Genomic DNA, 25,564 nt, shown 5'->3' with positions numbered 1-25,564 from the left:
TTTTCATCTCAACTTTCGAGGACCTGAATCATGTTGAAAGGCTACGGGGCTGTCATCCTCGATGGCGTTTGGCTGACGCTTCAGCTCGCCTTGTCGTCCATGGCCCTGGCCATTGTCCTGGGCCTGATCGGCGTGGCACTGCGTCTGTCGCCGGTGCGCTGGCTGGCCTGGCTGGGCGATCTGTATTCCACGGTGATCCGCGGCATTCCCGACCTGGTGCTGATCCTGCTGATTTTCTACGGCGGCCAGGACCTGCTCAACCGCGTCGCGCCGATGCTGGGCTATGACGAATACATCGACCTGAACCCGTTGGCCGCCGGTATCGGCACCCTGGGCTTCATCTTCGGTGCGTACCTGTCGGAAACCTTCCGTGGCGCGTTCATGGCGATCCCCAAGGGGCAGGCCGAAGCGGGCATGGCCTACGGCATGAGCAGTTTCCAGGTGTTCTTCCGGGTGTTGGTGCCGCAGATGATTCGCCTGGCGATTCCGGGTTTCACCAACAACTGGCTGGTACTGACCAAGGCTACCGCGCTGATTTCGGTGGTGGGCCTGCAAGACATGATGTTCAAGGCCAAGCAGGCGGCAGACGCTACCCGCGAGCCTTTCACCTTCTTCCTCGCAGTGGCGGCGATGTACCTGGTGATCACCAGCGTCTCGTTGCTGGCATTGCGTCACCTCGAGAAGCGCTACTCGGTAGGCGTAAGGGCGGCTGAGCTATGATCTTCGACTACAACGTCATTTGGGAGGCCTTGCCGCTGTACCTCGGCGGCCTGGTGACCACCCTCAAGTTGCTCGCACTGTCGCTGTTCTTCGGCCTGCTCTGTGCGTTGCCGCTGGGCTTGATGCGCGTCTCGAAAAACGCCGTGGTCAACATGACGGCGTGGCTCTACACCTACGTGATCCGCGGCACGCCGATGCTGGTGCAGCTGTTCTTGATCTACTACGGTCTGGCGCAGTTCGAAGCCGTACGTGAAAGCTTCCTGTGGCCATGGCTGTCCAGCGCCACGTTCTGTGCCTGCCTGGCGTTCGCCATCAACACCAGCGCCTACACCGCCGAAATCATCGCCGGCAGCCTGCGGGCCACACCGAACGGCGAGATCGAAGCGGCCAAGGCCATGGGCATGTCGCGGGTCAAGATGTACAAGCGCATCCTGCTGCCGTCGGCCCTGCGCCGTGCGTTGCCGCAGTACAGCAACGAAGTGATCATGATGTTGCAGACCACCAGCCTTGCATCCATCGTGACCCTGATCGACATCACCGGTGCTGCGCGCACGGTCAACGCCCAGTTCTACCTGCCGTTCGAGGCGTACATCACCGCCGGCGTGTTCTACCTGTGCCTGACCTTCATCCTGGTGAAGCTGTTCAAGATGGCCGAGCGCCGCTGGCTGGGCTACCTGGCCCCGCGGAAGCACTGATATGGAACGCATCGATCATGCATTGCCGTGGAGCCACCTGGGCAGCGAACGCCGAATTTCGGTGTTCCGCTTCGGTAGTGGCGAGCGCAAGGCCTACATCCAGGCCAGCCTGCACGCCGATGAACTGCCGGGCATGCGCACGGCCTGGGCCCTGAAAAAGCGCCTGGCCGAACTCGAAGCCCAAGGTCTGTTGAACGGTGTGATCGAGCTGGTGCCGGTGGCCAATCCACTGGGCCTCGGTCAGTTGCTGCAGGGCAATCATCAAGGGCGTTTCGAGGCCGGTAGCGGCAAGAATTTCAACCGCGATTTCGTTGAGTTGAGCGCGCCAGTGGCTGCGCAACTTGATGGCCACCTGGGTGATGATCCGCACGCCAATATTCGTTTGATTCGCCAGGCCATGAGCGATCACCTGGCGGCATTGCCAGAGGCGAGCAGTCAGTTGCAAGGCATGCAGCGCGTTCTGCTCAGCCACGCCTGCACCGCCGATGTGGTGCTGGACCTGCATTGCGATGCCGAAGCGGCGTTGCATATGTACGCCTTGCCACAGCACTGGCCGCAGTGGCGTTCGCTGGCCGCGCACCTGGATGTGAAGGTTGGCCTGCTGGCGGAAGATTCCGGCGGCAGCTCCTTCGATGAAGCCTGCTCGCTGCCGTGGTTGCGTCTGTCGCGCCTGTTCCCGGACGCGCAGATTCCGCTGGCGTGCCTGGCGACTACCATAGAATTGGGTGGTCAGGCCGACACCGGCCGCGCGGAATCCGAGGCTCACGCCGAAGGCATCCTGGCGTTCCTCGCCGAGCAAGGCCTGATCAGTGGTGAGTGGCCGAACGCGGCGCACGAACCTTGCGAAGGCCTGCCGTTCGAAGGTACTGAACTGCTGTTCGCGCCGCATCCTGGTGTGGTGAGTTTCCTGCGCAAGCCCGGTGAATGGGTTGAGGCGGGCGATGAAATTTTCGAAGTGATCGATCCGCTGGCGGATCGGGTCAGCACGGTGTGTGCTGGTACGTCCGGGGTGCTGTTTGCCATTGAACGGCTGCGTTACGCCCAACCCGGTTTCTGGCTGGCCAAGGTGGCGGGGCGCGAAGCGCTGCGTCACGGGCGCTTGCTCAACGACTGACTGACTGTTTTTGTGAGAACCGACCGCATGTACAAGCTTGAAGTCCAAGACCTGCATAAACGCTATGGCAGTCACGAAGTGCTCAAGGGCGTGTCCCTGAAAGCGGCGGCCGGCGATGTGATCAGCATCATCGGCTCCAGTGGCTCCGGCAAGAGTACTTTCCTGCGCTGCATCAACCTGCTGGAGCAGCCGCACGCGGGCAAGATCCTGCTCAACAACGAAGAGTTGAAGCTGGTGGCGAACAAGGACGGCGCGCTGAAGGCTGCCGACCCGAAACAGCTGCAGCGCATGCGTTCGCGCCTGTCGATGGTGTTCCAGCATTTCAACCTGTGGTCGCACATGACCGCGCTGGAAAACATCATGGAAGCGCCGGTGCACGTACTCGGTGTGTCCAAGGCAGAAGCTCGCGAAAAAGCCGAGCACTACCTGAACAAAGTGGGCGTCGCTCACCGTAAAGATGCTTACCCGGGCCACATGTCCGGCGGCGAGCAGCAGCGCGTGGCGATTGCCCGTGCGCTGGCGATGGAACCCGAGGTAATGCTGTTCGACGAACCGACCTCGGCCCTCGACCCGGAACTGGTCGGCGACGTGCTGAAGGTCATGCAGGCTCTGGCCCAGGAAGGTCGGACCATGGTCGTGGTGACCCACGAAATGGGCTTCGCCCGTGAAGTGTCGAACCAGTTGGTGTTCCTGCACAAAGGTGTCGTTGAAGAAAGCGGCAACCCGCGTGAGGTGCTGGTCAATCCACAGTCCGAACGTCTGCAACAATTCCTTTCGGGCAGCTTGAAGTAATCGCTCCCGTTACGCACCAAATTAGGTCATGCTGCGCAGCGCGCGCCAGATGGTCTAATTTGGTTGCAGCCGCTTTGGCTTCTAACACTGTTTTCGTTTCGGATTGCCCGCCATGACTGCCCATCGAATAGGTTTCCTGATTTGGCCCAGCACAAAAGCACTGACGCTTGCGCTGGCTGAGGAGGCCTTGCGGGTTGCCCAGCGTGTGCATCCGGACGTGGTCTACGAGCTGTCATTTTTGCAGGCCGAACCGCAGGGCGAAGGCCAATGGCAATTGCCCGGTGAACCCTGGACCGGCAAACTCGAGAACTTCCAGAAACTGTTCCTGCTCGCCGACGAGCCACCGACCAGTCTCGCCCCGGCACTGAGCAGTGCGCTCAAGCAACTGGTGCGTGCCGGTTGCGTGATCGGCGGGCTGTCGGCCGGTGTTTATCCGTTGGCGCAACTGGGTTTGCTCGACGGCTACCGCGCTGCGGTGCACTGGCGCTGGCAGGACGATTTCGCTGAACGCTTCCCGAAAGTCATCGCCACCAGTCATCTGTTCGATTGGGATCGCGATCGCCTGACTGCGTGTGGCGGCATGTCGGTACTCGACTTGCTGCTGGCGGTACTGGCTCGCGATCACGGCGCCGAACTGGCCGGTGCGGTGTCTGAAGAGTTGGTGGTCGAGCGTATCCGTGAGGGCGGTGAGCGCCAACGCATTCCGCTGCAGAACCGCCTGGGTTCCAGTCATCCAAAGCTCACCCAGGCGGTGTTGCTGATGGAAGCCAATATCGAGGAGCCGCTGACCACCGACGAAATCGCCCAGCACGTGTGCGTGTCCCGTCGGCAACTCGAGCGGATCTTCAAGCAATACCTCAACCGTGTGCCGAGCCAGTACTATCTGGAGCTGCGCCTGAACAAGGCCCGGCAGATGCTGATGCAAACCAGCAAGTCGATCATCCAGATCGGCCTGTCCTGTGGCTTTTCCTCGGGGCCACATTTCTCCAGCGCCTACCGTAATTTCTTCGGCGCCACACCGCGCGAAGATCGCAACCAGCGGCGCAGCAGCAGCCCGTTCGAATTGTCGTCAGTTCCGTCGGAACGCGGCTAATCCCAACACTCAAGGCCATGGCATTGCTTCCATGGCCTTTTGCATTCAAGTCCTTATCTCCATGTCCGCATTTGCGCTATCAACCCGCAGTAGAGAGTCGGGGTGTTGGCGGGTGCCGCAAATCAAATCCCCACAACCCTGCCGCTAACCCTGTTGGCCAGTTAAACTGCGCCTTTGCGACCCTATTTGTCGCATTGCCATAAACCCGGGAAAAACCGGGTTTGGCGCTATAAGAAGTTGTCGCTTGGCGGCAAGGCCGGGCTGAAAACTGTCCTTACAATCCCCCCATCGCTCGCCAGTTTCAGGCGGGTGTTCCTCTTCAGGAGACTCCGATGTCCGTTGAGCACGCTGCGGTAGAACGCGCCGATTTCGACCAGGTAATGGTTCCCAACTATGCACCAGCCGCCTTCATTCCCGTGCGTGGCGCCGGTTCCCGCGTTTGGGACCAGTCCGGTCGCGAGCTGATCGACTTCGCCGGCGGGATCGCCGTCAACGTATTGGGCCACGCACATCCGGCGCTGGTCGGTGCCTTGACCGAGCAGGCCAACAAGCTGTGGCACGTGTCCAACGTGTTCACCAATGAGCCGGCCCTGCGCCTGGCCCATAAGCTGGTCGATGCCACCTTTGCCGAACGTGCCTTCTTCTGCAACTCCGGCGCCGAAGCCAACGAAGCTGCTTTCAAGCTGGCCCGTCGTGTCGGTTTCGACCGTTTCGGCAGCGAGAAGTATGAAATCATCGCCGCGCTCAACAGCTTCCACGGCCGTACCCTGTTCACCGTCAACGTCGGTGGCCAATCGAAGTACTCCGATGGCTTCGGTCCGAAAATTACCGGTATCACCCATGTGCCGTACAACGACCTGGCCGCGCTGAAAGCCGCCATTTCCGACAAGACCTGCGCCGTGGTACTGGAGCCGATCCAGGGCGAGAGCGGCGTGATCCCGGCCGAACTCGAATACCTGCAAGGTGCCCGCGAACTCTGCACCGCGCACAACGCACTGCTGATCTTCGACGAAGTGCAAACCGGCATGGGCCGTACCGGCCATCTGTTCGCCTACCAGCATTACGGCGTGATTCCGGACATCCTGACCAGCGCCAAGAGCCTGGGCGGCGGTTTCCCGATCGCGGCCATGCTGACCACCGAAGACCTGGCCAAGCACCTGGTCGTCGGCACCCACGGCACCACCTACGGCGGCAACCCGTTGGCGTGCGCTGTCGCTGAAGCTGTAATCGATGTGATCAACACCCCTGAGGTGCTGGCCGGCGTCAACGCCAAGCACGACAAGTTCAAGGCGCGCCTGGAGCAGATCGGCGAGAAGTACGGCCTGTTCACCCAGGTGCGTGGCATGGGCCTGTTGATCGGTTGCGTACTGAGCGATGCCTGGAAAGGCAAGGCCAAGGACATCTTCAACGCCGCTGAAAAAGAAGGCCTGATGGTGCTGCAAGCCGGCCCGGACGTGGTGCGTTTCGCGCCAAGCCTGGTGGTCGAAGACGCGGACATCGACGAAGGCCTGGACCGTTTCGAACGTGCCGCGGCAAAACTGACGCAAGCCTGATAGACCCTTCGACGCCTGATCGTTCAGGCGTCGAACCCAATTTTTATGCCGGTCCCGCTTTTCTGTAGGAGCGAGCCTGCTCGCGATGGTGTGTCAGTCGACACCGTGGTGCCTGACACACCATCGCGAGCAGGCTCGCTCCTACAAGGGGGCCGGCTTATTTTCCTCAAGAGTATGAGAAAGGAGTGACACCATGCTGGTGATGCGCCCCGCGCAAATGGCTGATCTGGGCGAGGTACAGCGTCTGGCTGCGGACAGCCCGATTGGTGTCACTTCCTTGCCGGATGACGTTGAACGCCTGAGCGACAAGATCGCCGCGAGCGAAGCCTCGTTCGCCGCCGAAGTCAGCTTCAATGGTGAAGAGAGCTATTTCTTCGTGCTCGAAGACACGGCCACCGGCAAGTTGGTGGGCTGTTCGGCGATCGTCGCCTCGGCGGGTTATTCCGAGCCGTTCTACAGTTTCCGTAATGAAACCTTCGTGCACGCCTCCCGCGAGCTGAAGATTCATAACAAGATCCACGTGCTCTCGCAGTGCCACGACTTGACGGGCAACAGCCTGCTCACCAGTTTCTATGTGCAGCGCGAGCTGGTGGGTTCGCCTTGGGCCGAGCTCAATTCCCGTGGCCGCCTGCTGTTCGTCGCCAGCCACCCGGAGCGTTTCGCCGATTCGGTAGTGACCGAGATCGTTGGCTACAGCGATGAAAATGGTGACTCGCCGTTCTGGGATGCCATCGGTCGCAACTTCTTCGACCTCAACTACGCCGAAGCCGAGCGTCTGTGTGGCCTGAAGAGCCGGACCTTCCTCGCCGAACTGATGCCGCACTACCCGATCTACGTGCCGCTGCTGCCGGACTCCGCTCAGGAAGCCATGGGCCAGGTGCACCCTCGGGCGCAGATCACCTTCGACATCCTGATGCGCGAAGGCTTCGAAACCGATCACTACATCGACATCTTCGACGGCGGCCCGACCCTGCATGCCCGTGTCTCGGGGATCCGTTCGATCGCCCAGAGCCGCGTGGTGCCGGTGAAGATCGGTGAGCCGGTCAAAGGTGCTGGTCGCCAGTACCTGGTGGCCAATGCCCAGTTGCAGGATTACCGCGCAATCATGCTCGAGCTCGATTACGCGCCGGGTAAACCCGTGACCCTGGACCTGGAAGCGGCCGAAGCCCTGGGCGTCGGTGAAGGTGCCAGCGTGCGCCTGGTAGCGGTTTGACGCTTGACTGAAAAGAGTCTTGGAAAGCAGCGAAGTTTCGCGGGTGGCGTTGGCGGCCCGTTTGAGGAGATAGCATGATCGTTCGTCCCGTACGCAGCAGCGATTTACCCGCTCTGATCGACCTGGCCCGCAGCACCGGCACCGGCCTGACCACCTTGCCGGCCAACGAAGAGCGCCTGGCCCACCGGGTCGGCTGGGCCGAGAAGACCTTCCGTGGCGAAGCCGGGCGGGGCGATGCGGACTACCTGTTCGTGCTCGAAGATGACAACGGCCGCGTGGTGGGCATTTCCGCCATCGCCGGCGCCGTGGGCCTGCGTGAGCCCTGGTACAACTTCCGGGTCGGCCTGACGGTCAGCGCTTCGCAAGAGCTGAATATCTACCGCGAGATCCCGACGCTGTTCCTGGCCAACGATCTGACCGGCAACTCCGAGCTGTGCTCGCTGTTTTTGCATGCCGATTACCGCAGTGGCCTCAACGGCCGCATGCTGTCCAAGGCGCGGATGCTGTTCATCGCCGAGTTCCCGCAACTGTTCGGCAACAAGATCATTGCCGAGATGCGCGGCGTTTCCGACGCAGCCGGGCGTTCGCCCTTCTGGGAAAGCCTGGGCCGGCACTTCTTCAAGATGGAATTCAGTCAGGCGGACTACCTGACCGGCGTGGGCAACAAAGCTTTCATTGCCGAGCTGATGCCGAAGTTTCCGCTGTACACCTGCTTCCTGTCGCCCGATGCGCGCAACGTGATTGGCCAGGTGCACCCGGACACCGAGCCTGCCTTGTCGATGCTCAAGAGCGAAGGCTTCAGCTACCAGGGCTACGTCGACATCTTCGACGCGGGCCCTGCCATCGAGTGCGAAACCGGCAAGATCCGCGCGGTGCGCGACAGCCAGGCGCTGGTGCTGGCCATCGGCACGCCGGGCGACGACGCCACGCCGTTCATCATTCACAACCGCAAGCGCGAAGACTGCCGCATCACTGCCGCTCCGGCACGTCTGGCCGCCGGCACCCTGGTGGTCGACCCGCTGACCGCCAAACGTCTTCAACTCAACGCTGGCGATCAAGTGCGCGCCGTGGCGTTGTCCGCTGCTCGGGAGTCGAAATAATGAAGTCGCTATACATCGCAGGTGAATGGTTGGCAGGTGGGGGCGAAGCCTTCGAGTCGCTGAACCCTGTGACCCAGCAAGTGCTGTGGTCTGGCACCGGTGCCACCGCTGATCAGGTCGAGTCCGCCGTGCAGGCTGCGCGCCAGGCGTTCCCGGACTGGGCCCGTCGCACTCTGCAAGAACGTATTTCGGTGCTGGAAGCTTTCGCCGCGGCATTGAAGAACAACGCAGACGAACTGGCTCGCACGATCGGTGAGGAAACCGGCAAGCCCCTGTGGGAATCGGCCACCGAAGTCACCAGCATGGTCAACAAGATTGCGATCTCGGTGCAGAGCTACCGTGAGCGCACCGGCGAGAAGAGCGGCCCGCTGGGCGACGCCACCGCGGTGCTGCGTCACAAGCCGCACGGCGTGGTGGCAGTGTTCGGCCCTTACAACTTCCCCGGCCACTTGCCCAACGGGCATATCGTGCCGGCGCTGCTGGCCGGTAACACCGTACTGTTCAAGCCGAGTGAGCTGACGCCGAAAGTCGCCGAGCTGACGGTCAAGTGCTGGATCGAGGCCGGTTTGCCGGCGGGCGTGCTTAACCTGCTGCAGGGTGCCCGCGAAACCGGTATCGCCCTGGCGGCGAACCCGGGCATCGACGGCCTGTTCTTTACCGGTTCCAGTCGCACGGGCAATCACCTGCACAATCAATTCGCCGGCCGTCCAGACAAGATCCTGGCGCTGGAGATGGGGGGCAACAACCCGCTGGTGGTGGATCAGGTCGCCGATCTCGATGCCGCGGTCTACACCATCATCCAGTCGGCATTCATCTCTGCCGGCCAGCGCTGCACCTGTGCCCGCCGCTTGCTGGTGCCGCAAGGCGCCTGGGGCGATACATTGCTGGCGCGTCTGGTGGCGGTCAGTTCGTCGATTGAAGTCGGCGCGTTCGACCAGCAACCGGCACCCTTCATGGGCTCGGTGATTTCCCTCGGCGCGGCGAAAGCGTTGATGGATGCCCAGGAGCACTTACTGGCCAACGGCGCTGTGGCGCTGCTGGAAATGACGCAGCCCCAGGCCCGCGCCGCCCTGCTGACCCCAGGGATTCTGGACGTCACGGCAGTAGCTGATCGCCCGGACGAAGAGCTGTTCGGTCCGTTGTTGCAGGTGATCCGCTACGCTGATTTTGAAGCGGCGATCGCTGAAGCCAACGACACCGAATATGGCCTGGCGGCCGGCCTGCTGTCGGATTCCGAAGCGCGCTACCAGCAGTTCTGGCTGGAAAGCCGTGCCGGTATCGTCAACTGGAACAAGCAATTGACCGGCGCAGCGAGCAGCGCGCCATTCGGTGGCGTCGGCGCCTCGGGCAACCATCGCGCCAGCGCCTATTACGCCGCGGATTACTGCGCGTACCCGGTGGCCTCGCTGGAAACCCCGAGCCTGGTGTTGCCCGCGGCGCTTACGCCTGGCGTGAAGATGGCGTAACGGCCATTCGCGAGCAAGCCCGCTCCCACAAGGTCCGAGTCGAACACAAAATGTGTGAACGCTGCTGAACCTGTAGGAGCGAGGCTTGCCCGCGAAGGCCGCGACGCGGTCTTGCTGAATTGTTACTTGAAGCCATAACAACAGATTCTCGTGGAGCCTCGCTGATGAAATCCTATGAAGTCAATTTTGACGGTCTAGTGGGGCCGACCCATAACTACGGCGGCCTGTCCTACGGTAACGTCGCGTCCCAGAGCAACAGCCAGCAGTCTTCCAATCCCAAGGAAGCGGCGCTGCAAGGCCTGGCGAAGATGAAAGCGCTGATGGACATGGGCTTTCAACAAGGCGTGCTGGCGCCACAAGAGCGCCCGGACGTGGCGGCACTGCGTCGCCTGGGTTTCAGTGGCACCGACGCTCAAGTCATCGAGCGCGCCGCCAAGGAAGCCATGCCATTGCTGGTCGCCAGTTGCTCGGCATCGAGCATGTGGGTAGCCAACGCCGCCACCGTCAGCCCGAGCGCCGACACCGCGGATGGCCGCGTGCATTTCACCGCCGCCAACCTCAACTGCAAGTACCACCGCAGCATCGAGCATCCGACCACCAGCCGCGTGCTGGGCGCCATGTTCGCCGACCAGAAGCACTTCGCCCACCACGCCGCCTTGCCGGCCGTGGCGCAGTTCGGTGACGAAGGCGCGGCCAACCACACGCGTTTCTGCCGCGAATATGGCAAAGCCGGTGTCGAATTCTTCGTGTTCGGTCGCAGTGCCTTCGACACCCGCTACCCGGCACCGCAAAAGTACCCGGCGCGCCAGACCCTCGAAGCGTCCCAGGCGGTCGCTCGCCTGCACGGCCTGAGCGATGACGGCGTGGTCTACGCCCAGCAGAACCCGTCGGTGATCGACCAGGGCGTGTTCCACAATGACGTGATCGCAGTCGGTAACGGTGAAGTGCTGTTCTATCACGAGGACGCGTTCCTCGAGACCGACAAGATGCTCGCCGAATTGCAGGGCAAACTCGCCAAGGTCGGTGGGAAATTTCAATCGGTGTGCGTACCGCGTTCGGCGGTCAGCGTCGAAGACGCGGTTCGCTCCTACCTGTTCAATAGCCAGCTGCTGACGCGTCCTGACGGCTCCATGCTGTTGATCGTGCCGGAAGAATGCCATGGCAACGAGCGCGTATGGCAATACCTGCAGGGTTTGACCAGCTCCGGCGGCCTGATCCGCGAAGTGAAAGTCTTCGATCTCAAGCAGAGCATGCAGAACGGCGGTGGCCCTGCTTGCCTGAGGTTGCGTGTCGCGCTCAACGAAACCGAGCTGGCGGCCGTCAACCCAGGGGTTATCATGACGGCACCGTTGTACGGCACTCTGACCGAATGGGTCGAGAAGCACTACCGCGACCGCATGACCGAAAACGATCTGGCGGACCCGCAATTGCTGCTTGAGTGCCGGACGGCACTGGATGAACTGACACAAATCCTTAAACTGGGCGCGGTTTATCCATTCCAGATCAATTGATCGACGGCGCGCTTTCGGGCCCGACAGCGCGCCGCTTCATCTCAAACGAGAGCGTATTTACATGAGCGACAAACTGCAGCTGATCCTTGAAGACACCGACGGCACGCAACTGGAAACGTCCTGCACCCGCGTCGCGGTCATGTGGCAAGGCAAAGAGCTGTGGATCCAGCACGATGGCCGTGGCCAATTGCTGATCGGCGTGGACGTCGAAGAAGGCGACGCCGAATACGCCAACCTGCTGCTGCGCCCATTGGCGACTAATCTGGTAAGTCTGCAACTGGAGATGGAACCGGCTGACCTCGGCGACGACGAGGAACACGTCCACGGCCCGGATTGCAATCACGACCATTAAGGAAACCGCTCTATGCTCGCCCTCGGCAAACTGCTTGAACTGACCCTCGCCGGCCGCGAACCGGCGGAGAAGACTCAACTGACTGTCGAAGGCGTGCGCATGCGCTGGTTGAGCGAAGGTGCGCTGGAAGTGCGGCCTCCGCTGGCTCGCGACAATGGCCTGGACCTGCTGTTATCGGCCGGTATCCATGGCAACGAAACAGCGCCGATCGAACTGCTCGATCGCCTGTTGCATGACATCGCCCGCGGCGACCTGAAACCGCGTGCCCGCATTCTGTTCCTGTTCGGTAACCCTGAAGCCATTCGCAAGGGCGAGCGTTTCGTCGAGCAGGACGTCAATCGGCTGTTCAACGGCCGTCACGAACAAAGCAGTGGCTCCGAAGCGCTGCGCGCCTGTGAGCTGGAGCGCCTGGCGGCGAGTTTCTTCAGCCTGCCGGATCGCCAGCGCCTGCACTACGATTTGCACACGGCGATTCGCGGCTCGAAAATCGAGCAGTTCGCCTTGTACCCCTGGAAGGAAGATCGCCAGCATTCACGCCAGGAACTGGCCCGGCTGCGCGCCGCGGGCATGGAGGCAGTGCTGTTGCAGAACAAGCCGTCCATCGTCTTCAGTTCCTATACCTACGACAAGCTCGGTGCCGAGTCCTTCACCCTTGAGCTGGGCAAGGCGCGGCCGTTCGGGCAGAACGACGGGGTGAACGTCTCCTTGCTGGAAAACCGTCTCAAACAGATCATCGAAGGCACCGAGCCCGAGTTGGCTGAAGAGGCGCTGGACGGTTTGCAGCTGTTCAGCGTGGCACGGGAAATCATCAAGCACAGCGACAGTTTCCGCCTGAACCTGCCAGTGGACATCGAGAATTTTTCGGAGCTGGAAGTGGGTTACCTGCTGGCGGAAGACATCGCCAATACCCGCTGGATCATCGAGGAGGAGGGCGCCCGGATCATCTTCCCGAACCCTAAGGTGAAGAATGGCTTGCGTGCGGGCATCCTGATCGTGCCGACCACCGACGAAAACCTCGCCTGAAGTCCACGTAGGACCAAAATGTGGGAGTGAGCCTGCTCGCGATAGCGGAGTATCAGTCGCCATAAATTTCGACTGTCAGTCCGTCATCGCGAGCAGGCTCGCTCCCACAGGTTTTGTGTTTAGACGGCTACGGCACGCGGCTCGGTGCGACGCAGCGAGCGGATCTTCAGCAACGTATCCGCACACGTCTTCGCTGCTTCCTGACCCTTATGCACGAAATGCTCGAAGAAGAACTTATGATGCAGTTCTTCACCCGCATGGAAGTGGTGCGGGGTCAGCGATACCGAGAACACCGGCACTTCGGTTTCCAGTTGCACCTGCATCAGGCCGCTGACCACCGACTGGGCAACGAATTCGTGGCGGTAGATGCCGCCGTCCACCACCAGGGCGGCCGCGACGATGCCGGCATAACGGCCGGTCTTGGCCAGCAACTTGGCGTGCAGGGGCATTTCAAAGGCGCCGCCGACTTCGAAGAAATCGATGTCGGACTCTTGATAACCCTGGGCAATCATTTCGGCGACGAAGCCTTTACGGCTCTGGTCGACAATATCTTTGTGCCAGCAGGCCTGGATGAACGCAACGCGTTCGCCGTGATGGTGTTTGCTTTTGCTGTCGATTGCGGTGGGTTGCATGTTCTGATTCCTGTTTGTGTGAAAAACAGGGCTTATGAATCGAATGGGATTTAAGGGTATGCACGCTCGCACGAGTGCCTGCGGACAGCCCTTTGGCGCCAATCCCGTTCTCTCTTCATCCGGACTATGACCGTCGGCCCCGGGATCACACCGGGTCTGCTGACCTTGTCGCCATGCACGGCCAAGGCCGTGTCTGTCACCAAGCGCTCGCGGGCTATGCGTGTTGCACGCAATTACCGCCGGTGGGGAGTTGCACCCCGCCCTGAGAACGTTTTGCCGCCAGATAGTTAGGCGGCGAAGCTTTTTTATCACATATTTCTTTTCTGTGCATGGCTGCTATTTGATGATTGCTATCGACTTTTTCGTCGAGCCAGCAAGTCGTTTGCTTTCCAAGGGTTGAATATTGGTGGGCATGACCGCAGTACTTCCCGTCTGAAAGGGATTTTCCCCTGCTAACCGAGGCCAGATTCATGAGCGTTATCGATCTTCGCAGCGACACCGTCACCCAACCCACCCCTGGCATGCTTGACGCGATGGCCACCGCCGTCACTGGTGACGACGTGTATGGCGAAGATCCGACGGTCAATCGACTGGAGGCCGAGCTGGCCAATCGCCTGGGTTTTGCCGCGGCACTGTTCGTCCCCACGGGCACCATGAGCAACCTGCTGGGCTTGATGGCCCACTGCGAGCGCGGTGACGAATACATCGTCGGCCAGCAGGCCCACACCTATAAGTACGAAGGGGGCGGTGCGGCGGTGCTCGGTTCGATCCAGCCACAGCCGCTGGAAGTGCAGGCCGATGGCTCGCTGGACCTTTCGCAGGTGGCCGCGGCGATCAAGCCGGACGACTTCCACTTTGCCCGCACCCGTTTGCTGGCGCTGGAAAACACCATGCAGGGCAAGGTCCTGCCCCTCGAATACCTGGCCCGGGCGCGCAGCTTTACCCGCGAACACGGGTTGCAACTGCATCTGGACGGTGCGCGGCTGTACAACGCAGCGGTCAAGCTGGGCGTCGATGCCCGGGAGATCACTTGGCATTTCGATTCCGTCTCGGTGTGCCTGTCCAAAGGCCTGGGCGCGCCGGTGGGCTCGGTGCTGTGCGGTTCGGTCGAGTTGATCGGCAGGGCGCGGCGCCTGCGCAAGATGGTTGGCGGCGGCATGCGCCAGGCCGGGATCCTGGCAGCGGCGGCCCTGTACGCGCTGGAGCATAACGTCCAGCGCCTGGCCGACGACCACGCCAATGCCCAATTGCTGGCACAAGGCCTGCGTGCTGCAGGTTTTGAGGTCGAGCCGGTGCAGACCAACATGGTTTACGTTGCCATGGGCGACAGGGCCGAGGCACTCAAGTCATTCGCCGCCGAACGCGGGATCAAACTCAGTGCTGCCGCTCGTCTGCGCATGGTCACGCACATGGACATCAACGCTGCGCAAATCGAGCAGGTCGTCGCGACATTCGTCGACTTTTCCAGTAAGTGATAGCGTTAGCGCTCCAATTGACCGTTTCTATCGTATAAACACGCTGTACCCCGCGCGCAGGGCCGATATAATGCGGCCCTTTGCCGTCGTTTCGTCTGTTGACGTTTCGAACAGGCCTTTGGCCGCAGCCTCCGTGGAAGAACCTAATGAAAAGCGCAGAAATCCGTGAAGCCTTCCTTCGCTTCTTCGAAGAGCAAGGCCACACCCGTGTAGCCTCCAGCTCTTTGATTCCGGGCAACGACCCAACCCTGCTGTTCACCAACGCGGGGATGAACCAGTTCAAGGACTGCTTCCTGGGCCAGGAAAAGCGCGCGTACACCCGCGCCGTCAGCAGCCAGAAGTGCGTACGCGCCGGCGGCAAGCACAACGACCTGGAAAACGTCGGTTATACCGCTCGTCACCACACCTTCTTCGAAATGCTGGGTAACTTCAGCTTCGGTGACTACTTCAAGCGTGATGCCATCACCTACGCCTGGAACTTCCTGACCTCCGACAAGTGGCTGAACCTGCCGAAGGAAAAGCTCTGGGTCACCGTCTACGCCAGCGATGACGAGGCGTATGACATCTGGACCAAGGAAATCGGGGTGCCGGCAGAGCGCATGGTGCGCATCGGTGACAACAAGGGCGCGCCTTACGCGTCCGATAACTTCTGGACCATGGGCGATACCGGCCCGTGCGGCCCTTGCACCGAGATTTTCTATGATCACGGCGCTGACATCTGGGGCGGCCCACCGGGTTCGCCAGAAGAAGACGGCGACCGCTACATCGAAATCTGGAACAACGTGTTCATGCAGTTCAACCGCACCGCCGACGGCGTGTTGCACCCGCTGCCAGCACCGTCGGTGGACACCGGCATGGGCCTGGAACGGATCAGTGCCGTGCTGCAGCACGTTCACTCGAACTATGAAATCGACCTGTTCCAGAGCCTGCTGAGCGCTTCGGCCAAGGCCATCGGTTGCACCAACGACGCCCAGGCTTCGCTGAAAGTCGTGGCTGACCACATTCGTTCCTGCGGCTTCCTGATCGCCGACGGCGTGCTGCCGTCCAACGAAGGTCGCGGTTATGTGTTGCGCCGCATCATTCGTCGCGCCTGCCGTCATGGCAACAAGCTGGGCGCCAAGGGCAGCTTCTTCTACCAAATCGTCGCGGCCCTGGTCGCCGAGATGGGCGAAGCCTTCCCGGAACTGAAATCCCAGCAGTCGCACATCGAGCGCGTGCTGAAAGCCGAAGAAGAGCAATTCGCCAAGACCCTGGAGCAGGGCCTGAAAATCCTCGAGCAGGATCTGGCCGAACTGAAAGGCGACGTGGTACCGGGCGACGTAGTGTTCAAACTCTACGACACCTACGGTTTCCCGATGGACCTGACTGGCGACATCGCTCGCGAGCGCAGCCTGACCATCGACGAAGCAGGTTTCGAGCGCGAGATGGAAGCCCAGCGCGTCCGTGCCCGTTCGGCCAGCTCCTTCGGCATGGACTACAACAGCCTGGTCAAGGTTGATGTGGACACCGAGTTCACCGGCTACACCGCTCACAGCGGCTCGGCAAAAATCGTTGCTCTCTATAAAGACGGGCAATCGGTCGACGTCTTGAATGAAGGCGACGAGGGTGTGGTCATCCTGAACCAGACGCCGTTCTATGCCGAATCCGGTGGTCAGATCGGTGATTGCGGCTTCCTCCAGGCTGGCACTGCACGTTTCGACGTACGCGACACCACCAAGACCGGCGGCGCGTTCCTGCACCACGGTATTCTGGATTCGGGCAGCCTGATCGTCGGTGCTCCGGTCGAGACTCATGTCGATGCCGAAGTGCGTCACGCGACGTCGCTGAACCACTCGGCGACTCACTTGTTGCATGCTGCATTGCGCCAGGTGTTGGGCGATCACGTCCAGCAGAAGGGCTCGTTGGTCGACAGTCAGCGCCTGCGCTTCGACTTCAGCCACTTCGAAGCCATCAAGCCTGAACAGCTCAAAGCGCTGGAAGACATCGTCAACGCCGAGATTCGCAAGAACTCCGAAGTTGAAACCGAAGAAACCGATATCGAAACCGCCAAGCAGAAAGGCGCCATGGCGCTGTTCGGCGAGAAATACGGCGACAACGTGCGCGTGCTGAGCATGGGCGATTTCTCCGTCGAGCTGTGCGGTGGTATCCACGCCAACCGTACCGGCGACATCGGCCTGCTGAAAATCATCAGCGAAGGCGGTGTGGCTTCTGGCGTGCGTCGTATCGAAGCGGTGACAGGCGCTGCGGCACTGGCTTACCTGAACGCCGCGGAAGAGCAACTCAAGGAAGCGGCCAGCCTGGTCAAGGGCAGCCGCGACAACCTGATCGACAAACTGTCGGCTGTGCTGGAGCGCAACCGTCTGCTGGAGAAGCAACTCGAGCAGTTGCAAGCCAAGGCCGCCAGTGCGGCGGGTGACGACCTGTCGGCGCAAGCCCTGGACGTCAAGGGCGTGAAAGTGCTGGCCGTGCGTCTGGACGGGCAGGATGGCAAGGCGCTGTTGGCGCTGGTCGATCAACTGAAAAACAAACTCGGCCGCGCAGTGATCCTGCTCGGCAGTGTCCATGAGGAAAAGGTCGTTCTGGTTGCAGGCGTAACCAAAGACCTGACTGGCCAACTCAAAGCCGGTGATTTGATGAAACAGGCCGCTGCGGCAGTGGGCGGGAAGGGCGGTGGTCGTCCAGACATGGCGCAAGGCGGCGGTACCGACGCTGGCGCCCTGGATGCGGCACTGGCGCTGACCGTTCCGTTTGTAGAGCAGGGTTTATAAGGCAGTGTCCGCGGCCCGCAGTCTAGTGGCGGGCCGCAACGCTGTTTGAGTGATTATTTGGGCGCCCTTCATGGGCAGAGGCGGCTTTGAAATGGCTTTGATCGTACAGAAATTTGGAGGCACCTCGGTCGGCACCGTCGAGAGAATCGAGCAGGTTGCCGACAAGGTTAAGAAATTCCGCGATGCCGGCGATGACCTGGTGGTTGTGCTGTCTGCAATGAGCGGCGAAACCAACCGTCTGATCGATCTGGCCAAGCAAATCAGTGGCGGCGATCAACCGGTTCCTCGCGAGCTGGACGTGATCGTCTCCACCGGTGAGCAGGTGACGATTGCCCTGTTGGCCATGGCGCTGATGAAGCGTGGTGTACCAGCGGTGTCCTACACCGGCAATCAGGTACGGATCCTGACGGATAGCGCACACAATAAAGCGCGTATCCTGCAGATTGACGACCAGAAGATTCGCGGTGACCTGAAGGCCGGTCGCGTGGTGGTTGTCGCCGGTTTCCAGGGCGTCGACGAGCACGGCAACATCACCACCCTCGGTCGTGGCGGTTCCGACACCACCGGTGTGGCCCTGGCAGCGGCCCTGAAGGCTGACGAATGCCAGATCTACACCGACGTCGATGGCGTCTACACCACCGACCCGCGTGTCGTGTCCGTGGCCCAGCGCCTGGACAAGATCACCTTCGAAGAGATGCTGGAAATGGCCAGCCTCGGTTCCAAGGTGCTGCAGATCCGTGCGGTGGAGTTCGCCGGCAAGTACAACGTCCCGCTGCGCGTATTGCACAGCTTCAAGGAGGGTCCGGGCACCCTCATTACTATTGATGAAGAGGAAACCATGGAACAGCCGATCATTTCCGGTATCGCTTTCAACCGCGATGAAGCCAAGCTGACCATCCGTGGCGTGCCAGACATCCCGGGCGTTGCCTTCAAGATTCTCGGCCCGATCAGCGCCGCGAACATCGAAGTGGACATGATCGTGCAGAACGTCGCGCACGATAACACCACCGACTTCACCTTCACCGTGCACCGCAACGACTACCAGGCGGCGCAAACCGTGCTGGAGAAGACTGCTGGCGAGCTGGGTGCCCGTGAAGTCATCGGCGACACCAAGATCGCCAAGGTGTCGATCGTCGGCGTTGGCATGCGTTCCCACGCAGGCGTCGCCAGCCGCATGTTCGAAGCGCTGGCCAAGGAAACCATCAACATCCAGATGATCTCGACCTCGGAAATCAAAGTCTCCGTGGTGATCGAGGAGAAGTACCTGGAACTGGCTGTGCGCGCCTTGCACACGGCTTTCGAACTGGACGCGCCGGTCCGCCAGGGCGAGTGATGCGTTTGCCAAAGGGCGCGGTCTGACCGCGCCCTTTGTTTTTTTGCAAGGCGCGACCCCAAGGCTGTTCTTTTGCTCGCGCTGGTCAATACTCAGGCATGTAGGCCTTCGACCATTTTGGTTGTAGGTCGAGTGCCTTTTTTTTGCAGACTGTTGTCCCTGAAAATGTAATGCGTGAGGAGAAAGGTATGCTGATTCTGACTCGTCGGTGCGCAGAAAGCCTGATTATTGGTGATGGCGAAATCACCGTGACCGTGCTCGGCGTCAAAGGAAATCAAGTGCGCATCGGTGTCAACGCCCCGAAAGAGGTTGCGGTCCACCGTGAGGAAATTTACCTGCGTATAAAGAAAGAGAAGGACGAAGAACCAAGCCATTAATTTTTATCGTTTTTTATGTTTGCAAACGGGGAAAAGGTTGGTTAAGATACGCCCCGTGTTGCGGAGAGCTGGCCGAGTGGCCGAAGGCGCTCCCCTGCTAAGGGAGTACACCTCAAAAGGGTGTCGGGGGTTCGAATCCCCCGTTCTCCGCCATTATTTGCGTAGTACGTCGTAATCTGGCTTTTTCGGTAAGTTGTTGAAATTACTAGAAAAAGTGTTTGACATAGAGATTAGACGGCCTATAGTGCGCGGCAACAAATGCACTCGTAGCTCAGCTGGATAGAGTACTCGGCTACGAACCGAGCGGTCACAGGTTCGAATCCTGTCGAGTGCACCATTTAAGAGTTGTTTACAGCAATGTGAATGACTTGGCTTCAACCAGTCGTGACCTGGTCTAAAAACACAAATGCACTCGTAGCTCAGCTGGATAGAGTACTCGGCTACGAACCGAGCGGTCACAGGTTCGAATCCTGTCGAGTGCACCATTTAAGAGTTGTTTGCAGTGATGTGAATAACTTGGCTTCAACCAGTTGTGATCTGGTATCAAAACACAAATGCACTCGTAGCTCAGCTGGATAGAGTACTCGGCTACGAACCGAGCGGTCACAGGTTCGAATCCTGTCGAGTGCACCATACAAACAAAAAGCCCGCCTTTAAAGCGGGCTTTTTGCCGTCTGGGATTTGGCTTTTCCTTTCGTGCATCCTCTCTCGTCGAACTCGATGCTGGCGCTTCGACCTCGTTTGGTCTGGTAGTGGTAGCGGGTGCTTGAATTTCGAATACTGATCTTGTCTGGCTTGCCCAGAGTGCTCTCGACCTCCTGTTGGCTCATGCCGGCGATCACGCGCTGATTGATGATTGCTATGCGGCGCTCGCTGGCGCTGATCAGGTTTCCACATTTGTCTGCTGCCTGGCCGACGACTACCGGATCGCGGTGATCGACTTTCAGGCTTGATGTTTCGCGGTGCTGTTGTGGTACGAGCGTGATTGTGGTGCCAGGTCGGTAAGGGTTCACCTTCTGGTGCGTAAGGCTTTCGTCGATCGCGCAGCTCATCGTGGTAAAGGTGATGCGCCCGTCGGGGGCTTCGCAGCGGTGAATCGTTGCGCCGGATGCATCGAGCGCCAGGTAGAGCAGGGTGGCGAGTCCCAGGAGGGAGATTCTCGATGGCATTGCGCGTCCTCCATGACGGCTACTGATGAAGGCTAGCGCCTGCATTTTCCATCGCCAGTGTGTTTTCTTTTCGAGATGAGTCGTCCACTTTCAAGTGTCAGGCGCGCGCTCAAGATTGTTTCGCAAGCGCTTGTTTCAGCCGCGATTTTTTAACGTTTTCAGCCGTCAGTCGGTGTATGATTGCGCCCGTCAGCCCCGCCGGGGCTTTTGGATTACCTCCATGGACTTACCCAGTAGTTACTCAATACCCCGATTTTCCAATCATGAATTGACTGATTGATCCTTCCGGCGCACCCCGCTGCTGGGAGTGGAGTTCGCCTATGTCTGAAGTAGAAGTAAAGAAAACGCAGGAAAGCTTGCAGGACCGCCTGGCTCAAGTTGTTGAGCTGTTGCAGCGTCAGCGAGTGGTTGAAGACCTGACTCATCGCCAGGAAGGTCCGCATCACGATCGAGTCGAAAACCTGGTTCACCGGCAAAATCTCGTTGAGTTGCAACGCAAGCTCGATGACCTGCACTCCGCCGACGTCGCCTATATTCTTGAAGCCCTGCCGCTGGATGACCGCCTGACACTCTGGCAGTTGGTCAAGGCTGATCGCGACGGCGACATCCTGCTCGAAGTATCCGATTCTGTTCGTGAAACCCTGATCGCCGACATGGACGATCACGAGCTCCTGGCTGCGGCCAAGGACATGGATGCTGACGAGCTGGCCGACCTGGCTTCCGAGCTGCCGCGAGATGTCGTCCATGAGCTGATGGAGACCCTCGATGCCCAGCAGCGCGAGCGTGTGCGCTCGGCGTTGTCCTATGACGAGGAGCAGGTCGGCGCGCTGATGGACTTCGAGATGGTCACCATCCGTGAGGATGTCAGTCTCGAAGTGGTTCTGCGCTACCTGCGACGCCTCAAGGAGCTGCCAGGCCATACCGACAAATTGTTCGTGGTTGATTACGACGGCGTGCTCAAGGGCGTGCTACCGATCAAGCGCTTGCTGGTCAATGATCCGGATAAGCAGGTTTCCGAGGTCATGGCCAGCGATCCGGTGAGTTTCCATCCGGATGAAGAAGCCTACGATGCTGCCCAGGCGTTTGAGCGTTACGACTTGATCTCGGCGCCCGTCGTCGACAAGAACGGCAAGCTGATCGGCCGTCTGACCATCGATGAAATGGTCGACCTGATTCGTGAGGAGAGCGAAAACGAAGTTCTCAACATGGCGGGTCTGCGTGAAGAAGAGGATATTTTCGCGTCGGTCTGGAAGTCCCTGCGTAACCGCTGGGCCTGGCTGGCAGTGAACCTGATCACCGCATTTGTGGCGTCCCGGGTGATCGGTCTGTTCGAGGGCTCCATTGAGAAGCTGGTGGCGCTGGCTGCGTTGATGCCGATCGTAGCGGGTATCGGAGGTAACTCCGGTAACCAGACCATCACCATGATCGTTCGCGCCATGGCGCTGGACCAGGTGAGTACGGGCAACACTTCGCGACTGATGCGCAAGGAGCTGGCAGTTGCCTTGATCAACGGCGTGATCTGGGGTGGTGTGATCGGCGCGGTTGCCTACCTGTTGTATGGCAGTTGGTCGCTCGGAGTGGTGATGACCGCTGCCATGACCCTCAACCTTTTACTTGCGGCATTGATGGGGGTCTTGATTCCGATGACGCTGGCGCGACTCGGGCGAGATCCTGCCATGGGGGCCAGTGTGATGATTACCGCCATGACCGACAGTGGTGGCTTCTTTATCTTCCTGGGGCTGGCGACGATTTTCCTGCTCTGAGGCACTTGTTTAACAGCCCGCCCTACGGCGGGCTTTTTTATGGCTGAATTTCAGGCAAAAAAAAGCCAGCGATCAGGCTGGCTTGAGCTTGCGGGGACGAATCAGGAGGCGTCTGCAGTCATCTCTGCGTCATGGGCGATCAGTGAAACAAGCGCATTTTGCTGGCGGTGAGAGAGTTGGCGGAAACGCTGCAGCAGTTCGCGCTCGTGCAGTGACAGCTCCGGGCTGTCCAGGCGCATGCTCAGCTCTTCGCCCAGTGCGCCTTCCTGAATGAGACTCTGCTCCAGGCGCGCAATGATTTCGGAGTTCATGCTGCGGTGATGATTGCGAGCCACCTCGGCAATGCGTTCACGCATTCCGTCTGGCAGACGTACGACGAACTTGTCAGCCGTACGGCTGGAATAAATTGCCTGTTTCAATGGGCGCATATATTTAACCGGTTAGTTCAGGGGAGCGGTTCTCGGGATTGGCCGCAGGATGTCTGATAGGACAAGCGCTCTGGCCAAATGTTCAACCTGAATTGATAGAGGCTCGTATCATGCCTCAAGTTCGCCAGTTCATTGGCGTCAATTCTGTGACAAATATTGAGCTGGATAAAGGCGTTCTGCCAGCACCAATTGTCAGAAATGCGGACTGGTCTTGAAAATTTCCCGGTCCGTGTCTCTCGTCGCGTCCTTTGCCCTGCAGGACTTCTGAAAAACCCGAGGGCATCCCATGCGAATTCGATCACTCTTCCTTATCTGTACAGGATAGTGGCAAATGGCCGATTTACTAGTGGCATGCGTGTAACGAGAGTCATTTAGGATGGGTGGCAGGTTGATTTTCATGGGGCTGGCTTCCTTGGCGGGGAAGGCGCCGGTTCTCTTCCTCGCTTGTGCGTGAAAACTTCAAGCTCTCGCCTGACATCTGCCTACACTTAAAAAGCCCACGGATGACATGACAAAGGCAGGCTCGCCCGTTAACATGCACGCCGTCTATCGCTACGCGTATCTTCGCGGGCATCTTGTGTCTCAGTAGCTCAATTGGATAGAGCATCCCCCTCCTAAGGGGAAGGTTGGCAGTTCGAACCTGCCCTGGGACACCATATAATTCCAGCCTCCAGCCGTTCATGATTCGCTCGCCAGACTTTTACAGGGTCAGGATGCGGGGCAAGCGGATTGCTTCGGGCGAAAATCCTCAATGCCGTCTCTGTCGCGCCGTAGCTCGAGCTGTCCGGCAGGCTTGCACGTTCCCCTTTTCGTTTTTGCCTCTTCTATATAGAGGGAAGGGCGGCTTTTCCTGCCGTTGGTAGCTTCTCGATAGAAAAACCAAATCAATGCTTGACGGCAGATTCTGGAGGCCTATAATTCGCCCCACTTCCGGCGCAGTCGAAACGGAAAACTCTTTGGTAAACAATGAGTTACGCAGTTTTCGGCAGCAGGTTGCTTCAGTTCATCGAAGCGCCAAGGAAGTTGAAAAAGAGGTGTTGACAGCAGCGTGTAACGCTGTAGAATTCGCCTCCCGCTGATGAGAGATCTGAAGCGCAAGTGGTTGAAGTTGTTAAGGATTCCTTGAAAACTTCTGAAAAATACCACTTGACAGCAAATGAGGCTGCTGTAGAATGCGCGCCTCGGTTGAGATGAAAGATCTTAACCAACCGCTCTTTAACAACTGAATCAAGCAATTCGTGTGGGTGCTTGTGGAGTCAGACTGCTAGTCAACAGATTATCAGCATCACAAGTTACTCCGCGAGAAATCAAAGATGTAACCAACGATTGCTGAGCCAAGTTTAGGGTTTTCTCAAAACCCAAAGATGTTTGAACTGAAGAGTTTGATCATGGCTCAGATTGAACGCTGGCGGCAGGCCTAACACATGCAAGTCGAGCGGATGAAGAGAGCTTGCTCTCTGATTCAGCGGCGGACGGGTGAGTAATGCCTAGGAATCTGCCTGGTAGTGGGGGACAACGTTTCGAAAGGAACGCTAATACCGCATACGTCCTACGGGAGAAAGCAGGGGACCTTCGGGCCTTGCGCTATCAGATGAGCCTAGGTCGGATTAGCTAGTTGGTGAGGTAATGGCTCACCAAGGCGACGATCCGTAACTGGTCTGAGAGGATGATCAGTCACACTGGAACTGAGACACGGTCCAGACTCCTACGGGAGGCAGCAGTGGGGAATATTGGACAATGGGCGAAAGCCTGATCCAGCCATGCCGCGTGTGTGAAGAAGGTCTTCGGATTGTAAAGCACTTTAAGTTGGGAGGAAGGGTTGTAGATTAATACTCTGCAATTTTGACGTTACCGACAGAATAAGCACCGGCTAACTCTGTGCCAGCAGCCGCGGTAATACAGAGGGTGCAAGCGTTAATCGGAATTACTGGGCGTAAAGCGCGCGTAGGTGGTTTGTTAAGTTGGATGTGAAAGCCCCGGGCTCAACCTGGGAACTGCATTCAAAACTGACAAGCTAGAGTATGGTAGAGGGTGGTGGAATTTCCTGTGTAGCGGTGAAATGCGTAGATATAGGAAGGAACACCAGTGGCGAAGGCGACCACCTGGACTGATACTGACACTGAGGTGCGAAAGCGTGGGGAGCAAACAGGATTAGATACCCTGGTAGTCCACGCCGTAAACGATGTCAACTAGCCGTTGGGAGCCTTGAGCTCTTAGTGGCGCAGCTAACGCATTAAGTTGACCGCCTGGGGAGTACGGCCGCAAGGTTAAAACTCAAATGAATTGACGGGGGCCCGCACAAGCGGTGGAGCATGTGGTTTAATTCGAAGCAACGCGAAGAACCTTACCAGGCCTTGACATCCAATGAACTTTCCAGAGATGGATTGGTGCCTTCGGGAACATTGAGACAGGTGCTGCATGGCTGTCGTCAGCTCGTGTCGTGAGATGTTGGGTTAAGTCCCGTAACGAGCGCAACCCTTGTCCTTAGTTACCAGCACGTAATGGTGGGCACTCTAAGGAGACTGCCGGTGACAAACCGGAGGAAGGTGGGGATGACGTCAAGTCATCATGGCCCTTACGGCCTGGGCTACACACGTGCTACAATGGTCGGTACAGAGGGTTGCCAAGCCGCGAGGTGGAGCTAATCCCATAAAACCGATCGTAGTCCGGATCGCAGTCTGCAACTCGACTGCGTGAAGTCGGAATCGCTAGTAATCGCGAATCAGAATGTCGCGGTGAATACGTTCCCGGGCCTTGTACACACCGCCCGTCACACCATGGGAGTGGGTTGCACCAGAAGTAGCTAGTCTAACCTTCGGGGGGACGGTTACCACGGTGTGATTCATGACTGGGGTGAAGTCGTAACAAGGTAGCCGTAGGGGAACCTGCGGCTGGATCACCTCCTTAATCGACGACTCAGCTGCTCCATAAGTTCCCACACGAATTGCTTGATTCATTGAAGAAGACGAAAAGAAGCAGCCCGAAAT

20 protein-coding genes, 5 tRNA genes, 1 rRNA gene and 1 riboswitch are annotated in these 25,564 nt (G+C 59.1%); of the genes, 23 read left to right on the top strand and 3 right to left on the bottom strand.

The annotated features are described in order from the left end of the window. The first annotated feature begins 30 nt into the window (after positions 1-30). The 12 genes from OH720_RS25460 (at position 31) to astE (ending at position 12,632) form a co-directional block, all read left to right on the top strand. A complete protein-coding gene (locus OH720_RS25460) occupies positions 31-720 on the top strand; it encodes an ABC transporter permease (protein WP_008058010.1) in 690 nt (229 codons plus the stop codon). Further along, positions 717-1,415 (top strand): ABC transporter permease, encoded by a 699-nt coding sequence (locus tag OH720_RS25455; protein WP_272603341.1) that lies wholly within the window; start codon positions 717-719, stop codon positions 1,413-1,415. Before OH720_RS25460 ends, OH720_RS25455 begins: the two co-directional genes overlap by 4 nt. A 1-nt stretch (position 1,416) precedes the next feature. Continuing rightward, a complete protein-coding gene (locus OH720_RS25450; RefSeq protein ID WP_272603340.1) occupies positions 1,417-2,529 on the top strand; it encodes a M14 family metallopeptidase in 1,113 nt (370 codons plus the stop codon). A 27-nt stretch (positions 2,530-2,556) separates the two neighbouring features. Further along, positions 2,557-3,321, top strand: coding sequence for an ABC transporter ATP-binding protein (locus OH720_RS25445; protein WP_007971015.1), 765 nt, complete (start codon positions 2,557-2,559; stop codon positions 3,319-3,321). A gap of 112 nt (positions 3,322-3,433) precedes the next feature. Continuing rightward, positions 3,434-4,414 (top strand): transcriptional regulator ArgR, encoded by a 981-nt coding sequence (argR, locus tag OH720_RS25440; protein ID WP_180204309.1) that lies wholly within the window; start codon positions 3,434-3,436, stop codon positions 4,412-4,414. Positions 4,415-4,746: 332 nt separating this feature from the next. Continuing rightward, positions 4,747-5,967, top strand: coding sequence for an aspartate aminotransferase family protein (locus OH720_RS25435; RefSeq protein WP_008058002.1), 1,221 nt, complete (start codon positions 4,747-4,749; stop codon positions 5,965-5,967). Positions 5,968-6,160: 193 nt separating this feature from the next. Then, positions 6,161-7,180 (top strand): arginine/ornithine succinyltransferase subunit alpha, encoded by a 1,020-nt coding sequence (aruF, locus tag OH720_RS25430; RefSeq protein WP_008058001.1) that lies wholly within the window; start codon positions 6,161-6,163, stop codon positions 7,178-7,180. Between the two features lie 74 nt (positions 7,181-7,254). Continuing rightward, the gene (astA, locus tag OH720_RS25425) at positions 7,255-8,280 is read left to right on the top strand and encodes an arginine N-succinyltransferase (RefSeq protein WP_180204307.1); all 1,026 of its coding nucleotides are present in this window, start codon (positions 7,255-7,257) and stop codon (positions 8,278-8,280) included. Further along, positions 8,277-9,746 carry a succinylglutamate-semialdehyde dehydrogenase gene (astD, locus tag OH720_RS25420; RefSeq protein ID WP_272606520.1) on the top strand — a complete coding sequence of 490 codons (1,470 nt, stop codon included), beginning with the start codon at positions 8,277-8,279 and terminating at the stop codon, positions 9,744-9,746. Before astA ends, astD begins: the two co-directional genes overlap by 4 nt. Positions 9,747-9,910: 164 nt before the next feature. After that, entirely contained in the window at positions 9,911-11,257 is a 1,347-nt protein-coding gene (gene astB / locus OH720_RS25415; protein WP_008057985.1) for an N-succinylarginine dihydrolase, read from the top strand. Positions 11,258-11,318: 61 nt separating this feature from the next. Further along, the gene (locus OH720_RS25410) at positions 11,319-11,609 is read left to right on the top strand and encodes a hypothetical protein (RefSeq protein ID WP_008057983.1); all 291 of its coding nucleotides are present in this window, start codon (positions 11,319-11,321) and stop codon (positions 11,607-11,609) included. A 12-nt stretch (positions 11,610-11,621) separates the two neighbouring features. Continuing rightward, a complete protein-coding gene (astE, locus tag OH720_RS25405) occupies positions 11,622-12,632 on the top strand; it encodes a succinylglutamate desuccinylase (protein ID WP_008057982.1) in 1,011 nt (336 codons plus the stop codon). Positions 12,633-12,751: 119 nt separating this feature from the next. Here the strand turns inward: astE and OH720_RS25400 are convergent, their stop codons facing one another. Continuing rightward, complete coding sequence (locus OH720_RS25400; protein ID WP_008057981.1) at positions 12,752-13,264, bottom strand: 6,7-dimethyl-8-ribityllumazine synthase; 513 nt, start codon at positions 13,262-13,264, stop codon at positions 12,752-12,754. A gap of 102 nt (positions 13,265-13,366) precedes the next feature. Beyond that, positions 13,367-13,538: riboswitch (FMN riboswitch) on the bottom strand. Positions 13,539-13,734: 196 nt separating this feature from the next. Between OH720_RS25400 and ltaE the strand changes: the two genes are divergently transcribed. From ltaE to OH720_RS25360, 8 genes are all read left to right on the top strand, one after another. Continuing rightward, positions 13,735-14,739 (top strand): low-specificity L-threonine aldolase, encoded by a 1,005-nt coding sequence (gene ltaE / locus OH720_RS25395; protein ID WP_272603339.1) that lies wholly within the window; start codon positions 13,735-13,737, stop codon positions 14,737-14,739. A gap of 146 nt (positions 14,740-14,885) precedes the next feature. After that, complete coding sequence (gene alaS / locus OH720_RS25390) at positions 14,886-17,507, top strand: alanine--tRNA ligase (RefSeq protein WP_008057979.1); 2,622 nt, start codon at positions 14,886-14,888, stop codon at positions 17,505-17,507. A 91-nt stretch (positions 17,508-17,598) separates the two neighbouring features. After that, positions 17,599-18,840 (top strand): aspartate kinase, encoded by a 1,242-nt coding sequence (locus tag OH720_RS25385; protein WP_008057978.1) that lies wholly within the window; start codon positions 17,599-17,601, stop codon positions 18,838-18,840. Between the two features lie 188 nt (positions 18,841-19,028). Beyond that, positions 19,029-19,217, top strand: a complete 189-nt coding sequence (gene csrA, locus OH720_RS25380; protein WP_002554426.1) for a carbon storage regulator CsrA — start codon at positions 19,029-19,031, stop codon at positions 19,215-19,217. A 62-nt stretch (positions 19,218-19,279) separates the two neighbouring features. After that, a tRNA-Ser gene (locus OH720_RS25375) sits at positions 19,280-19,370 on the top strand. A 107-nt stretch (positions 19,371-19,477) separates the two neighbouring features. Continuing rightward, positions 19,478-19,554, top strand: a tRNA-Arg gene (locus OH720_RS25370). Between the two features lie 71 nt (positions 19,555-19,625). After that, a tRNA-Arg gene (locus tag OH720_RS25365) sits at positions 19,626-19,702 on the top strand. Positions 19,703-19,773: 71 nt separating this feature from the next. Further along, a tRNA-Arg gene (locus OH720_RS25360) sits at positions 19,774-19,850 on the top strand. A gap of 20 nt (positions 19,851-19,870) precedes the next feature. On the opposite strand, the gene OH720_RS25355 is transcribed toward OH720_RS25360, so the two are convergent. Continuing rightward, on the bottom strand, positions 19,871-20,386 hold the full coding sequence (locus OH720_RS25355; RefSeq protein ID WP_272603338.1) for a cell envelope protein SmpA: 516 nt from the start codon (positions 20,384-20,386) through the stop codon (positions 19,871-19,873). 320 nt (positions 20,387-20,706) lie between these two features. Between OH720_RS25355 and mgtE the strand changes: the two genes are divergently transcribed. Next, positions 20,707-22,149, top strand: coding sequence for a magnesium transporter (mgtE, locus tag OH720_RS25350; protein ID WP_272603337.1), 1,443 nt, complete (start codon positions 20,707-20,709; stop codon positions 22,147-22,149). A gap of 101 nt (positions 22,150-22,250) precedes the next feature. Here mgtE and OH720_RS25345 read toward each other — a convergent pair whose 3' ends face one another. Then, positions 22,251-22,577 (bottom strand): Arc family DNA-binding protein, encoded by a 327-nt coding sequence (locus OH720_RS25345; RefSeq protein WP_008066583.1) that lies wholly within the window; start codon positions 22,575-22,577, stop codon positions 22,251-22,253. A gap of 579 nt (positions 22,578-23,156) precedes the next feature. On the opposite strand from OH720_RS25345, the gene OH720_RS25340 reads away from it, so the two are divergent. Beyond that, a tRNA-Arg gene (locus tag OH720_RS25340) sits at positions 23,157-23,233 on the top strand. A gap of 714 nt (positions 23,234-23,947) precedes the next feature. Continuing rightward, positions 23,948-25,484, top strand: a 16S ribosomal RNA gene (locus OH720_RS25335). Positions 25,485-25,564 lie beyond the last annotated feature (80 nt).

Source organism: Pseudomonas sp. WJP1 (assembly GCF_028471945.1).
In the GTDB taxonomy this organism is placed as follows: Bacteria; Pseudomonadota; Gammaproteobacteria; order Pseudomonadales; family Pseudomonadaceae; genus Aquipseudomonas.
The sequence above is the reverse complement of the archived record's forward strand: the minus strand, read 5'-3'. Positions and strand labels throughout refer to the sequence as shown.

Bases quoted from the DNA above. Each gene is read 5' to 3' on its own strand.
- OH720_RS25460 (WP_008058010.1), top strand. From the start codon at position 31: ATGTTGAAAGGCTACGGGGCTGTCATCCTCGATGGCGTTTGGCTGACG.
- OH720_RS25455 (WP_272603341.1), top strand. From the start codon at position 717: ATGATCTTCGACTACAACGTCATTTGGGAGGCCTTGCCGCTGTACCTC.
- OH720_RS25450 (WP_272603340.1), top strand. From the start codon at position 1,417: ATGGAACGCATCGATCATGCATTGCCGTGGAGCCACCTGGGCAGCGAA.
- OH720_RS25445 (WP_007971015.1), top strand. From the start codon at position 2,557: ATGTACAAGCTTGAAGTCCAAGACCTGCATAAACGCTATGGCAGTCAC.
- argR (WP_180204309.1), top strand. From the start codon at position 3,434: ATGACTGCCCATCGAATAGGTTTCCTGATTTGGCCCAGCACAAAAGCA.
- OH720_RS25435 (WP_008058002.1), top strand. From the start codon at position 4,747: ATGTCCGTTGAGCACGCTGCGGTAGAACGCGCCGATTTCGACCAGGTA.
- aruF (WP_008058001.1), top strand. From the start codon at position 6,161: ATGCTGGTGATGCGCCCCGCGCAAATGGCTGATCTGGGCGAGGTACAG.
- astA (WP_180204307.1), top strand. From the start codon at position 7,255: ATGATCGTTCGTCCCGTACGCAGCAGCGATTTACCCGCTCTGATCGAC.
- astB (WP_008057985.1), top strand. From the start codon at position 9,911: ATGAAATCCTATGAAGTCAATTTTGACGGTCTAGTGGGGCCGACCCAT.
- OH720_RS25410 (WP_008057983.1), top strand. From the start codon at position 11,319: ATGAGCGACAAACTGCAGCTGATCCTTGAAGACACCGACGGCACGCAA.
- astE (WP_008057982.1), top strand. From the start codon at position 11,622: ATGCTCGCCCTCGGCAAACTGCTTGAACTGACCCTCGCCGGCCGCGAA.
- OH720_RS25400 (WP_008057981.1), bottom strand. From the start codon at position 13,264: ATGCAACCCACCGCAATCGACAGCAAAAGCAAACACCATCACGGCGAA.
- ltaE (WP_272603339.1), top strand. From the start codon at position 13,735: ATGAGCGTTATCGATCTTCGCAGCGACACCGTCACCCAACCCACCCCT.
- alaS (WP_008057979.1), top strand. From the start codon at position 14,886: ATGAAAAGCGCAGAAATCCGTGAAGCCTTCCTTCGCTTCTTCGAAGAG.
- OH720_RS25385 (WP_008057978.1), top strand. From the start codon at position 17,599: ATGGCTTTGATCGTACAGAAATTTGGAGGCACCTCGGTCGGCACCGTC.
- csrA (WP_002554426.1), top strand. From the start codon at position 19,029: ATGCTGATTCTGACTCGTCGGTGCGCAGAAAGCCTGATTATTGGTGAT.
- OH720_RS25355 (WP_272603338.1), bottom strand. From the start codon at position 20,386: ATGCCATCGAGAATCTCCCTCCTGGGACTCGCCACCCTGCTCTACCTG.
- mgtE (WP_272603337.1), top strand. From the start codon at position 20,707: ATGTCTGAAGTAGAAGTAAAGAAAACGCAGGAAAGCTTGCAGGACCGC.
- OH720_RS25345 (WP_008066583.1), bottom strand. From the start codon at position 22,577: ATGCGCCCATTGAAACAGGCAATTTATTCCAGCCGTACGGCTGACAAG.